The sequence below is a fragment of the Leclercia sp. S52 genome, assembly GCF_039727615.1.
In the GTDB taxonomy this organism is placed as follows: domain Bacteria; phylum Pseudomonadota; class Gammaproteobacteria; order Enterobacterales; family Enterobacteriaceae; genus Enterobacter; species Enterobacter adecarboxylatus_B.
The window spans coordinates 2,557,774-2,570,942 of the sequence record NZ_CP152474.1 but is presented as its reverse complement, the minus strand read 5'-3'; the positions used below and the strand labels follow the sequence as shown (position 1 = coordinate 2,570,942).

Here is a 13,169-nt window from a genome sequence, read left to right as displayed (position 1 = left end):
ATGTCGCTATACTGCTTTTATGTATTTATAAATGCAAATACGATGATTGTTAAAGCGTGGTTAAGATCACACTTTTCACCTTATTTGAGACATCAGAGCACTTGTGGCCCAATGGAAGGGATGTTCAGAGAAGACAGGCGCTTGGTGCGGTAAAAATTTACGGTACGCAAGTGCATGAAAGGTAAACAAAATGCTAAATCAAAAAAGATTAATCAGATAAATGTGATCGCCATCACCTTGTGCTATATGCATTTATTGATATAAAAATGCAATCGAAAGCAAACAACCTATTGGAGTTTTTATGCGCATTCTGGTTCTGCCATGTGACGGTATCGGCCCTGAAATCACCTCAGCAGCAGTAACAGTGCTGAATTCACTGGATAAAGCCTTCGGCCTGGGTTTTGAGTTTGATTACGAAGACGTAGGCTTTAAGAGCCTGGAAAAATATGGCACCACGCTCCGCCAGGACTCTCTGGATAAAGCAAAAACTTACGATGGCATCATCCTTGGTACCCAGTCACACGCGGACTATCCCGCGCCTGAAAAGGGTGGACGTAACGTCTCGGCGGGCTTCCGTATCGGTCTGGATCTCTATGCGAACGTGCGTCCAGCACGCACACGTCCGTTCCTGACGTCGAACATGAAAGAGGGCAAAACCATGGATCTGGTGATCATGCGTGAGGCCACGGAAGGTTTTTATCCGGATCGTAATATGACCCGCGGCTGGGGAGAGGTCATGCCGAGCCCGGATATGGCGCTGTCCACCCGCAAAATCACCCGCCATTGCTCTGAACGTATCGCGCGTAAAGCCTTTGAACTGGCAATGCAGCGCAGGAAAAAAGTGACGGCTATCCACAAAGCCAACAGTTTCCATATGACGGATGGTCTGTTCCTCGAAGCCGTGCGCACCGTAGCAAAAGAGTTCCCGGAAGTGCAGCTGGATGACCTGCTGGTGGACGCCTCCACCGCACACCTGGTGCGTAACCCGGAACGCTTCGACGTGCTGGTGGCGACCAACTTCTACGGCGACATTATTAGCGATCTGGCCAGCGAACTCTCTGGCAGCCTGGGCCTGGCGGGTTCCATTATGGCCAGCGACACCCACTGCTGTGCTCAGGCACAACACGGTTCCGCGCCGGATATTCAAAATCAGGACAAAGCCAACCCGGTTTCAATGATCCTCTCTGCGGCGATGATGCTGGCCTGGTATGCCGAGAAGCATAACCAGCCGAAGTTCCTGAAAGCGGCGGACGAAATCAGCCGTGCAGTGGACGAAGTGCTGGAGAACCCGGCGACCCGCACCCCGGATCTGGGCGGCACATGCGGCACCAAAGCCTTTGCGGAAAAAGTGGCAGCGGCTATTCGCTCCTGAGTAGGGGTTGTGGCTGCCCGAACCCGGGCAGCCTGTTAACTGGAGAGAGCCATGAGTCAACGTATTGTCCTGATCCACGCTACCCCTCTGGCCGTAACGCCGATCAATGACACCTTTAAACAGCTGTGGCCGGAAGCCGAAATCAGCAATCTGCTGGACGACGCCCTGAGCGTCGATCGCTCAAAAGAATCCATACTCACCCCGCGCCTGTATCAGCGTATTGATGCCCTGGTGAACTATGCCACCAGCATTGATGCCGCCGCGGTGCTGTTTACCTGTTCGGCCTTTGGCGCTGCCATTGAGGCCTGCGCGAAGGTAAAAGACTTACCCGTGCTAAAGCCTAACGAAGCCATGTTCGAGGATGCGCTGGGGAAAGGGCGGAATATCGTCATGCTCGCCACCTTCGGGCCTGCGGTTAAAGGGATGGAAGAGGAGTTCAGGGAGCTGGCGGCGGCGCGTCAGGTAGATGCCACGCTGAGCAGTTATGTGGTGCCGGGGGCGCGAGATGCTCTGAATGCTGGCAATGCCCCTCTTCATAACCAGCTGATTGTCGAGGCGGCCCTGCAGCATCAGGACGCCGACGCCATTCTGCTGGCGCATTTCTCGATGGAGATCGCTTACCCGCAGGTCAGTTCTGCCGTTTCCTGCGCGGTATTAAGTAGCCCGCAGTCCGCGGTAAATAAATTAAAACGGGTGATGAATTAACGTGCTGCCCGATGTCGTATTACCCGCGAACAGCTGTGACTGCCACCATCATATTTTTGACCGGCGTTTTCCGTATGCGCCGGACGATAAGCGCAATTTACCCGACGCCACCGTCAGCGATTATCGCGCGTTTAAGCAGTGGCTGGGTTTTACGCGTCATGTGCTGGTTCAGCCTTCCTCTTATGGGGCAGATAACCGCTGTTTGCTCGATGCGCTTCGTGCATTTGGGGCGGCGGCGCGAGGCGAAGCCGTGGTCACCGATACCGTCAGCGACGCTGAACTGGACGGCCTTGCTGCCGCCGGGGTGACCGGGATCCGCTTCAACTTTGGTGCGGGCTGTATCACCACGCCAGAGATGCTGCTGCCGCTGGCGTCCCGGGTGGCCGAACGCGGCTGGCACGTGCAGATCCACGCCACCGCTGACCAGCTATGGGCACTGCGTTCTTTGCTTAAACAGGTCCCCGGCAGGCTGGTGGTAGACCATTTCTTTCGGCTGCCGCAGCCCGAACCGATGTCGCATCCGGCCTGGAAACTTGCCTGGGACTTAATCGGGACGGGGCGCTGCTGGGTAAAACTGTCGGCGCTTTACCATCAGTCGCAACGGGATGACGTGGCTGATATGGCGGGGGTGATCAAAGGATTTTTACATGAAGCCACCGAGCGCGTGCTCTGGGGAAGCGACTGGCCACACCCGAACCTCATCAGTGCCAATAAGAACATGCCCGATGATGCCCTGATCCTCTCAAGGATTTTTCACTGGGCAAGTCATGACCGGGTGCGGCAGAGATTATTTGTCGACAACCCGGCTGAACTTTACGGATTTAACGCTTCGTCTTCCTGATAAGGCCGAAAAGAATGACAACTCCTGACTCTGTTTCTGCAAAAAAGAGACCCACACACTATCGCTATATGATTTTGCTGATGGTGTTCTTAAGTATCGCCTTAAACCACGACGATCGCGCCACCTTCTCCATTGCCGGGACCGATATGGTCATAGCCGCTGGCCTGGATATTGTGGCGCTGGGTTATCTGATCTCCACCTTTACCTGGGCTTACGTCCTTGGGCAGTATCCGGGCGGCTGGTTACTCGACCGTTTTGGATCAAAACGGGTGCTGGTCACCGGGGTCTTTACCTGGTCGCTATTCGTTTTCCTGGTGGGGTTCAGCACCTCGTTTGACAACGTCTGGGTTACCCGAGTGATGATGTTCGGCTTTATTTTTATGATGGGGTTAATTGAAGCCCCGACGCTTCCGGCCAACTCGCGCTTTCTGGCAGCCTGGTTCCCGGCGCGCGAACGCGGCAAAGCCTCCGGTTTTACCACCGCTGCGCAGTACTTCGCGCTGGTGGTCTTTTTACCCCTGATGGGCTGGTTCTCGTACCGCTTCGGCTGGGAGTCGGTGTTCTGGTTTATGGGCGGGCTGGGGATCCTGGTCTCCCTGCTTATGCACCGGGTACTGGCCGATACCCCAAAGGTCCATCCGCTGGTCAACAGTGAAGAGCTGGATTACATCCAGTCTGGCGGGGGGCTGACCAACCTGAAAGCCAGCAAAAAGGGTGACACAGCGGGCAAGGGCTATACCCGTAAACTGCTGACCAACCGACTGGCGCTTGGGGTCTATATGGGGCAGTTCTTCTTTACCGTGCTCTCGTATTTCTTCCTGACCTGGTTCCCGGTTTATCTGGTTCACGATCGCGGGATGACCATTCTGAAAGCCGGGTTCGTCGCCTCGTTACCCGCGCTGTGCGGTTGCGCCGGTGCGCTGTTGGGGGGCGTACTGTCGGATTACATGCTCTCCCGCGGCTTTAGCCTCTCCGCGGCCCGTAAAACGCCGATTGTGATCGGTATGCTGTTGGCCGTCAGCATGGTGATTTGCAACTACGTGGACTCTGCGTGGATTGTGGTGGCCATCATGTCCCTGGCCTTCTTCGGTAAAGGATTCGGGGCGATGGGGTGGTGTGTGGTCTCCGACTTCTCTCCGAAAGAGGCGATCGGCTTAAGCGGCGGGCTGTTTAATATGATCGGTAATATTTCGGGGATCTTCACGCCGATTATCATTGCCTACATTATTAAAGACACCGGCTCATTTAACGGCGCGCTGATTTTCGTGGGCGTCTGCGCTTTCCTGAATTTGTGCTGTTATTTATTCGTCGCCGGCAAAATTCAGCGCCTGAGTTTTGACACCGAAAATCATGACCGCAACCGTCTTCCGGAGGAACCCCATGTCAGCCATTGAACCCCTGCGTTTTGCCATTAATCTGGGTAATGCCGTACTTGCAAAGGAACTGCCGGACGGCAATCCAGGCGGGATCACGGTGGAACTGGCGCATAAAATCGCCGCGGAGTGGGGCAGAACGGCGCAGTTCAAAACCTATCCGACCGCCGGAAAGGTGGTGGACGACGCGCAGAAGGGGCTCTGGGATATCGCGTTTCTGGCGGTCGACCCTCAGCGCGAAGAGGTGCTGCACTTTACCCAGCCCTATATCCAGATTCAGGGAACCGTTTTGGTTAACGACAGTAGTCCGTGGCACAGCGTGGCGCAGATGGATAAAACCGGGGTGGTGATTAACGTCGGTAAAGGTGCGGCCTACGATCTTCATCTGACGCGCGAGCTGAAAAACGCCACGTTGAACCGGCTCGCCTCATCTCAGGCCGCCATCGATGCGTTTCTTAACGGCGAAGGGGATATGGCGGCCGGCATTCGCCAGCCGCTGGCGCGCGCCGCCGTGGAACACCCCGGATACCGGGTCTTGCCGGACAATTTCGGTCAGATAAACCAGGCTATCTGCGTTCCGCGGGGTAACGATGAACGCTTTCAGGACCTCGTTGCGCTCCTGACCCGATGGCAGGCGGAGGGCAGCGTGCAGCAGATTATCGACAGAGAATTAGCCGTTTCGTGACTCTCCTCTTAGCGTTCTCCATCGGAGAACGCTATCTTATCAAAAGTTCAATTTTCACCGCATCCCGGGCATGGCAACGTTATCCCCATACGAACATAACAATACTGCTGTGACGGAAGATCCTATGACATCAACCCTGCCTCTCGAACGTTCAGATCTGGTGATTGATCATCAGCGCTATCACTTTGTGGATCTCACGCAGCTGCTGCCCCTGGCGCAGCTGGAGACAATCCCTTTCAGCCTGCGTGTGCTGCTGGAAAACGTCGCGCTGCGCTCCCCGAACGCACTCCCGCGGTTTTTACAGATGCTGGCCGGGGCGGCAGACAAAGGCGAGGTGGAGTTCTATCCCGATCGGCTGATGTTCCACGACACCACCTGTCTACCGGCGCTGGCGGATTTCGCGGCGATGCGCGATCTTACGACCGAGTTGGGCGGCGACGCCACGGCGATAAACCCGCGTATTCCGGCGGTGCTGACCATCGACCACTCGGTGATTGTCGAAAGCTATGCCTCCACTTCGGCGCTGGAAGAGAACCTGCAGTTCGATTTTCGCCGCAACGCGGAGCGCTACCGCTTCATCCGCTGGGCTGAAAAGAGTCTGGATAATTTCCGCGTCATTCCGCCGGGCACCGGGATCATCCATCTGATGAACCTTGAGGCCATTGCCGAGGTGGTCACGGTGGATACCACCGCGCCGGTGCCGCTCCTGCATGCGGACTGCATGATCGCCACTGATAGCCATACTCCGATGATCAACGCCCTCGGTATTCTGGGGTGGGGCGTGGGCGGGCTTGAAGGGCAGGCCGCGCTGGTGGGGGAACCCGTCACCCTGAGCTTCCCCGAGGTGATCGGCATTTCGGTATCAGGCACGCTGTCACCGGATGTCAGCGACAGCGATTTGGCCCTGCATATTACCCGTCTGCTGCGCGAAACCGGCGTGGTCGGTAAATTTGTTGAGTTCACCGGGCCTGCGTTAGCCAGCATGTCCGTTGAATCCCGGGCCACCATCGCCAACATGGCCCCGGAGTACGGCGCGACGGTGGTGTTCTTTCCCTTTGACGAACGCAGCGAGGAATACGTGGCCTTAACCGGGCGTAGCGAAGAGAAACAGGCCCTCATCAGGACTTACATGCAGGCGCAACACCTTTGGCGCACGGCGGATGGGCCGCAGCCTGAATTCAGCCAGCTGATTGCGCTCGACCTGTCGACCATCGAACCCTGCATGGCCGGGCCGGTTAATCCTCATCAACAGATCCCGCTGGGCCAGGCGGCCAGCAGCTTCGCCGACACGCTTAGCCCGAACGCGAAGGATCGCCACTGGGCTCGGCCTGAATACCCGGAGCCGATCCGTCAGGGCGCGGTGGCCATCGCCGCCATTACCACTTGCACCACCACCGCAAACCCCTGGCTGATCGTTCAGGCGGCACTCTTTGCCCGCAACGCAGCGAAACACGGGCTCAGACCAAAGCCGTGGGTCAAAACCTCATTCTCGCCGGGCTCCCGGGCGGTCACCGACTATCTCAGCGCGTCGGGTTTGTTGTCTGAACTGGAGAAGGTGGGCTTTGACGTCACTGGCTACGGGTGCATGACCTGCATTGGCAGTTCGGGGGCCCTGCAACCGGCGATGGAGACGCTGGTCAGCGAGGGGCTGCAGGCGGTGTGCGTTCTGTCCGGCAACCGTAACTTTCCCCGCCGCGTGAACCCTTCACTCGGGCACGGCTATCTCACCTCCCCGGCGCTGGTGATTGCCTGGGCGATCGCCGGGCATATCTCCCACGACATGGTGAACGACCCGCTGGGCGTTGACGATGCCGGGCGCCCATTGACCATGCGCGATTTAATGCCCTCCCGGGAGGAGATCGAAATGTGGCTTGGACGGATCATGACGCCGGAGCACTACGTAAAACGCCGGGACATTATCTGGCAGGGAACTCCGCACTGGCAGCAGATTGAAGCCCACGGCAGCGTGCACTATCCCTGGGAGGCGACCTCCACCTATCTGCGTCGTCCGGGTTATCTGGAACGCTTACCCCGGGATCCCGCCGCGCCCCTGACCCTCTCCGGCGCGCATCCTTTCCTGTGGTTAGGCGATGATGTCACCACCGATCATATCTCACCGGCCGGGGCGATCCCGCTTGCGAGTCTGGCAGGGCAATGGCTGGTTGACCATCATGAGGATCCGCAGGACCTGAACCTTTACTCCACGCGGCGCAGCAATCACGAGGTGATGGTTCGCGGCGCGTTCACCAATACCGCCCTGGTCAACCGCCTGCTCCCGCCGGCGCAGCGCAGCGGCGGCGGCAAGGCCTGGGATGCGCAGCATCAGCAGATCCTGCCGGCGTATGACGCGGCGCAAAGCTGGCTCCAGCGTGAGACGCCGCTGGTGATCTTTGCCGGGGAGCGTTATGGCGCGGGCTCCAGCCGGGACTGGGCGGCTAAAGCCCAGGCGCTGCTCGGCGTGAAAGCGGTGGTGGCGCACAGTTTTGAGCGTATCCATCGTACCAACCTGATCGGAATGGGGATTTTGCCTTTGCATATCGCCCCTGACGAGGCGGCGGGTTTACCGGAGATGGACGGGCGAGAGGAGATTGACGTTGACGGGCTGGATAATCTACAGACGGGTTGCATGCCCCTGAGAATGCGTATCCGGCGCGGCACAGACCTGCTGGGCGAATTCAGGCTGACGCTGACCCTGGATTCGCAGCAGGAGTTGCGCTATCTCCGGCACGGGGGCATTTTGCCTTACGTCATTCAGCAAACACTGAAGCATTAACTATGGATAAAACGATGCGCTTTGATCTGGTCTCTTTATCACTCTTCGTGGCGGTCGCGGAGACGCAAAACCTCACCCATGCAGCCCGCAGGAAGCACACGGCGGTATCCGCGGTGAGCAAGCGTATCGCCGAGCTGGAGCAGCAGGTGGGCACCCAGCTGATGCTGCGTCTGCCGAGGGGTATCACCCTGACCCCGGCGGGTCACTCCCTGCTCTATCATGCGCGTCAGGTGTTCCGCAATCTTGAGAAGATGGAGGAGGAGCTGAGTGATTATGCCGCCGGTATCCGCGGGCATATCCGTATTTACACCATCTCTGCGGCGCTGATGAACCATCTGCCACGGGTGGTGAGTGACTATCTGTCGCTCTATCCGCAGACCGACATTGAGATCGAAGAGCAAACCGGGATGAACGTGGTGCAGGGGTTACTGGCAGGAGAGGCCGATGTCGGCTTCTTCTCAAGCTGGACGCCCGCGGCAGGGATCGTGTTCTGGCCCTGGCAGCACGATCTCCTCTCGGTGCTGGTGTGGCCCGATCACCCCCCTGGCCGCGCGCAGCGAGCTGACCTTTGCCGACATCGTCAATGAGAAACTGATCGGTTCGCACCGCAACAGCGCCGTGAGCCATATCCTTGAACGGCAGGCGCGCGCCTTGGGTAAAACCCTCAACGTTGGGCTGCGCGTGAGCAGCTTTGTCTCGATGGCCGAGCTGGTGGCGCAGCAGCTGGGGATTGCCGTGCTGCCGGTAAATGAAGTGGCATCCTCAACCCTGCACAGTGGCGTCAGGGTCATTCCATTAGCGGAGCCCTGGGCGAAACGGGAGCTGCTTGTTGGTGTCCGGGACTACGGGCAGGCTTCTCCGTCGGTAAAAACGCTTATCGGTAGCCTGCTCCCGACGGAGCAGGCTGCGGGATCAGACAAAACAGACGCAGGTTGGGCTGGCTGAAGGAACTGAAATCTCTGTTGCTGACAGCATCCCGGTTTCCCCGTCGACATCGAACACCTGAAGGGTGTCGGAATCTTCATTGGCGCTGAAGAAGCGTGCGCCATCGGGTGACAAGGTGGTGAAGCGGGGCGTTTTCCCGCCGCACGGCACCCATCCAGTGGGCGTCAGCGAGCCATCCTGCTGATTGATGCTGAACACGGCGATGGAGTCGTGGCCCCGATTGGCGGCATAGACAAAACGCCCGGACGGATGCACCTCTATCTCACTGGCATCGCTCCGGCTGGCATAGCCCGCAGGCAGTGCGCTGAGAGTTTGCTGGAGCGAAAGCGTCCCCTTTTCCCGGTCAACATGACAAACCGTGACGGTGCTGCTCAGCTCGCTGATGCCATACAGCCACTTGCCGTTAGGATGAAAATCAACGTGACGCGGCCAGCTACCTTCCGGGAGCTGAACCTCATCGGCCAAACAGGAGCGGGTCCGCTCCCAGTGATAGAGGCGGATCATGTCGATGCCGCTCCCGGCCTTTCGGCCCTGAACCGGCACGGCAAAAAGCGCGCTTCCTGGGGCAAAAACGATTTCATGCGGACGCGACAGGGTGGCATGCGCGGCGGTATGGCCTTCGATGGCGGTAAGATGCACTGGCGGCTCCAGGCCCCGATCGCTGACGGGCAGGGCGGCAATGTTGCCTCCTTCATGATTGGCGATCAGCAGGGTGTTGCCGTCGGGCGTCAGCGAGGCTCCGACCGGATTGTTTCTGCGGGCGGGATCCAGATCCGGGTTGCTGTGGCGGGGGCCGGTGGTTTGATCCTGATACAGGCTCAGCAGGCCGGTGTCAGGATCGCGGTTAAATACCGCGACGCGGTCGCCATCGCCGTGCAACACGTAGAGACGGTTACGCGGCAGATCGAGCGTCAGCCAGGAGGGGTTATCCTGCACGGAGGCAACGCATTGCAGCAGTTCCCAATGACCCGAATCTGCAATCCGGTACACGCTGATCCCCTTTCCGCGCGCGCCGCGCCATGCCGAGGTCCGGCAGCCAACATAAGCATAGGTTGTCATGATTACTCCCATTCTGTTTGCATTTTTTATATAACAAATGCATTTAACATGTTGTGATATTTCTCTCACTTCTCTGCCGGTCCTCCCTTTGCTCGTGGCTTAAAGCGTTATTCAGCCTTGTTCAGAGAAACCAAAAGCGCAGGTGCAGTTTTTGGCACCTCGCTTAAATTGCATTTGAATGATGATAAATGCAGAATTTGAACGATCCTGCTCACATTTCCAACAAGGTCAGGTTGCGGAATCACACGGTGCCCCGCTTAATGTTAATAAGAAGTGAGCGAATGTTAATAAACTGCAACGGGAGAGGGGTATGACCCAACGTATCGCGTATGTCACATCTGGAATGGGTAGTCTCGGTACGGCTATTTGTCGTCGGTTAGCGCAGGATGGCTTTATTGTCGTGGCCGGTTGCGGGCCCAATTCAAAAAGAAAGGATGCCTGGCTGGAAGATAACAGGAAGTTAGGTTTTGATTTTATTGCCTCTGAGGGCAACGTTGCAGACTGGAATTCAACGGTGAAAGCCTTTGAAAAAATCCGCGCCGAGGTGGGTGAGGTGGATGTGCTGATTAATAATTCCGGGACCGCGCGCAATGTGTTATTTCGCGATATGCAGCCTCAGGAGTGGCAGGCGGTTATTGATACCAACATGAACTCTTTATTTAACGTGACGCGTCAGGTGGTGGACAGCATGATGGCGCGCGGCTGGGGGCGCATTATTAATATCTCCTCCCTCAATGCGCAGATTGGCACCGTCGGACAGGTTAACTACTCCACTGCAAAATATGCCGTGCGTGGCTTCACGCGGGCCCTGGCGCGCGAGGTTTCGGCGCGCGGCGTGACGGTAAATACCGTCTCCCCCGGGTATCTGGCCACCAGCAAACTGAAAACGGTCACCCCCGTTCAGGTCATCGATAAAATTGTTCAGGAAATACCGGTCAGGCGTCTGGGCTCGCCAAAAGAGATCGCCTCCATTTGCGCCTGGCTGGCTTCTGATGAGGCGGGTTATGCCACCGGGGCTAATTTCTCCGTCAATGGCGGCATGCACATGAGTTAATTGCTTCCCCAAAAAATTTAATAACGTAAATTCCTTCATTACGCAGTTAGCAATATCTGCGTCGGAGACCCTTATGCTCTCGTTACTGGGTTACGGCATGATTGTGGTCTTTATGATCCTGATCATGACCAAAAAATTATCCGCTCTGACCGCCCTGACTATTATTCCTATCCTGTTTGCGCTTATTGCCGGTTTCGGTGGCGAAATGGGCGATATGATGATTGAGGGATTAAAGAAGGTCGCGCCCACCGCGATTATGGTTATTTTCGCGATTCTCTATTTTTGTACCATGTTCGACACGGGTTTATTCGATCCGATAATTCGTTTCTTCCTGCGCATTATTGATGGCGATCCGGTCAAAGCGGTGATGTGTACGGCGCTGCTGGCGGCGATGGTCTCTCTCGACGGGGACGGTTCCACCACCTACATGATTTGTGTTACGGCGATGCTTCCGCTGTTTAAACGTATTCGTCTCGACCCGCTGGCCCTGACCTGTGTGGTGTTTCTCTCCGGGAGCGTCACCAACCTGCTGCCGTGGGGCGGCCCGCTGGCGCGCGTCTCAGCGTCATTAAAGGTGGAATCCAGCGAGCTGTTTATACCGCTGATCCCCTCGATGATCTGCGGCCTGGTGGGGGTGCTGGTACTCTCCTGGTATATCGGCATCCGCGAACGTCGTCGGCTGGGCAAACTGAGTATTCAGACCAATGGGCATGGTTCGGTGACTGAAGAAGATGCCGAAAGCTATCTGCCGGCCATCAATGAGGTGAATGATGAGCTGCGTCGGCCGAAAATGTTCTGGTTAAATGCCGCCTTAACGCTGGCGCTGATGGCCTCGCTGGTAATGGAACTGCTCCCGCTCTCCGTGCTGTTCATGGTAGCCTTTGCCATCGCGCTGCTGATTAACTATCCGCATCTGGATGCACAGCGCCAGCGCATTGCGGCACACGCGCCCGCCGCGCTGAATCAGACCTCTATTTTCCTCGCGGCGGGGATCTTCGCGGGGATCCTGTCGGGAACGGGTATGGTTACCGCCATGTCCAACACGCTGCTGGACGTTCTGCCGCAGTCCTGGGGTCCGTATCTGGCACCGATTACCGCGCTGATCAGCCTTCCGGGCACCTTCTTTATGTCCAACGACGCCTTCTATTATGGCGTGTTGCCGGTCCTGGCCGAGGCGGCAAAAGCCTACGGCATCGATCCGGTGGAGATTGGGCGGGCATCGCTGGTGGGGCAGCCGGTACATTTGTTAAGCCCGCTGGTGGCCTCGACCTATCTGCTGGTGGGGCTGGCAGGGGTTGAGTTCAGCGACCATCAAAAATACACCTTCAAGTGGGCATTCCTGCTGTGCATGGTCTTCCTGGGATCGGGATTATTGCTGGGGCTTTACCCCGTCTATTCGGTCGCCAGTTAACAGAAAACCGGCTCACAGAGTGAGCCGTTTTTTTTTGGGGAGGGTTTAACTTTCCGCGCTGATTCGGCGCATTTTCTTATTATCGAGGGCGACGGAGAGGTGCTGCTTCATGGTATAGGAGGCCTCGATGCGCTGCCCGGTTTCGATCAGAGCCAGGATCCGCATATGGTCTTTCACCTCAGCGTAATAACGGTTGCGGTCATCCATGATGCGATAGTCCATCAGCCGACGCATACGGTTAACGTTGCGCAGCGAGATCTCAAAAAAGGGATTGTTGGAAAAGGCGATAATGGTTTCGTGGAAGCGGTACCCGGCCAGCTGCAGCTGGGTAGGGGAGAGACGTTCAATCCCGCTCTCCAGCAGCATCTCCAGCTCGCGGCGGATCTCATTGATCTTCTCCTGGGGCGCATTAAAGGTGGGCTCCAGGATGGCCATCGGCTCAATAACCATACGGAAGCTGAAAATCTGTTCCAGCGCGGTTTTGGTTTTTGCCACCGGTAAAAAACGCCAGCCGTAGCCCTGTTTACGCTCAACCCAGCCCTCGCTGATCCCGCGCGCGAGCACGGTGGACAGCTGGCTCTTGGTGAGGTTATAACGCTTCATCAGGAACAGCTCGGTCACTTCCGACTCGATTTCGTCCCGCAGCCAGTCTTCGGCAAGCTGGTAATACTCTGGCAGATCAAGTTCCTCGGACAGCTCTTGCTTCGTATCCGCCTGCGGGGCGTAATCCTCTTTGACGAAAAACCCGCGGTTTTGCTTTTGCAGCAGGACCCCTTTCTGTTCCAGATACACTAAGGCTTCGCGGACCGGGGAGCGGGAGACATCGAAGGTATCGGCCAGCTTCGGCACGCTGAGATGCGATCCCGGAGCAATATCACCGTTGTCGATTAAGCCCATGATTTTCTGTGAAATACGTTCAGTGAGTGCACTAATTTTCATGCAGGCGCCCTG

Annotated in this window: 12 protein-coding genes; 10 read left to right on the top strand and 2 right to left on the bottom strand. The window is 57.1% G+C overall.

Translation table 11 applies throughout. The features are described 5' to 3' along the window. Positions 1–301: 301 nt before the first annotated feature. The 8 genes from AAHB66_RS12355 (at position 302) to AAHB66_RS12320 (ending at position 8,694) form a co-directional block, all read left to right on the top strand. Entirely contained in the window at positions 302–1,372 is a 1,071-nt protein-coding gene (locus AAHB66_RS12355; RefSeq protein WP_347113095.1) for an isocitrate/isopropylmalate dehydrogenase family protein, read from the top strand. A gap of 51 nt (positions 1,373–1,423) precedes the next feature. Then, positions 1,424–2,077, top strand: a complete 654-nt coding sequence (locus AAHB66_RS12350; protein ID WP_347113094.1) for an arylsulfatase — start codon at positions 1,424–1,426, stop codon at positions 2,075–2,077. A 1-nt stretch (position 2,078) separates the two neighbouring features. Then, complete coding sequence (locus AAHB66_RS12345) at positions 2,079–2,918, top strand: amidohydrolase family protein (RefSeq protein ID WP_347113093.1); 840 nt, start codon at positions 2,079–2,081, stop codon at positions 2,916–2,918. Positions 2,919–2,932: 14 nt separating this feature from the next. Then, complete coding sequence (locus AAHB66_RS12340) at positions 2,933–4,312, top strand: MFS transporter (protein WP_347113091.1); 1,380 nt, start codon at positions 2,933–2,935, stop codon at positions 4,310–4,312. Next, complete coding sequence (locus tag AAHB66_RS12335) at positions 4,299–4,976, top strand: transporter substrate-binding domain-containing protein (protein WP_347113090.1); 678 nt, start codon at positions 4,299–4,301, stop codon at positions 4,974–4,976. The genes AAHB66_RS12340 and AAHB66_RS12335 overlap by 14 nt, the downstream gene beginning before the upstream one ends. Before the next feature lie 124 nt (positions 4,977–5,100). Continuing rightward, on the top strand, positions 5,101–7,749 hold the full coding sequence (acnA, locus tag AAHB66_RS12330) for an aconitate hydratase AcnA (protein ID WP_347113089.1): 2,649 nt from the start codon (positions 5,101–5,103) through the stop codon (positions 7,747–7,749). A gap of 2 nt (positions 7,750–7,751) precedes the next feature. Continuing rightward, the gene (locus tag AAHB66_RS12325; protein ID WP_347113087.1) at positions 7,752–8,336 is read left to right on the top strand and encodes a LysR family transcriptional regulator; all 585 of its coding nucleotides are present in this window, start codon (positions 7,752–7,754) and stop codon (positions 8,334–8,336) included. Next, on the top strand, positions 8,257–8,694 hold the full coding sequence (locus tag AAHB66_RS12320; protein ID WP_347116475.1) for a LysR substrate-binding domain-containing protein: 438 nt from the start codon (positions 8,257–8,259) through the stop codon (positions 8,692–8,694). Before AAHB66_RS12325 ends, AAHB66_RS12320 begins: the two co-directional genes overlap by 80 nt. Here AAHB66_RS12320 and AAHB66_RS12315 read toward each other — a convergent pair. Next, positions 8,662–9,753: a lactonase family protein gene (locus AAHB66_RS12315; RefSeq protein WP_347113085.1), complete on the bottom strand. Its 1,092-nt coding sequence runs from the start codon at positions 9,751–9,753 to the stop codon at positions 8,662–8,664. The two genes, AAHB66_RS12320 and AAHB66_RS12315, sit on opposite strands and share 33 nt — an antisense overlap. Before the next feature lie 310 nt (positions 9,754–10,063). On the opposite strand from AAHB66_RS12315, the gene phbB reads away from it, so the two are divergent. Then, complete coding sequence (gene phbB, locus AAHB66_RS12310; RefSeq protein WP_347113083.1) at positions 10,064–10,807, top strand: acetoacetyl-CoA reductase; 744 nt, start codon at positions 10,064–10,066, stop codon at positions 10,805–10,807. A gap of 73 nt (positions 10,808–10,880) precedes the next feature. Further along, positions 10,881–12,218, top strand: a complete 1,338-nt coding sequence (locus AAHB66_RS12305; protein WP_347113082.1) for a CitMHS family transporter — start codon at positions 10,881–10,883, stop codon at positions 12,216–12,218. 45 nt (positions 12,219–12,263) lie between these two features. Here the strand turns inward: AAHB66_RS12305 and AAHB66_RS12300 are convergent, their stop codons facing one another. After that, positions 12,264–13,157 carry a GntR family transcriptional regulator gene (locus AAHB66_RS12300; RefSeq protein WP_347113081.1) on the bottom strand — a complete coding sequence of 298 codons (894 nt, stop codon included), beginning with the start codon at positions 13,155–13,157 and terminating at the stop codon, positions 12,264–12,266. Between the last annotated feature and the right edge of the window lie 12 nt (positions 13,158–13,169).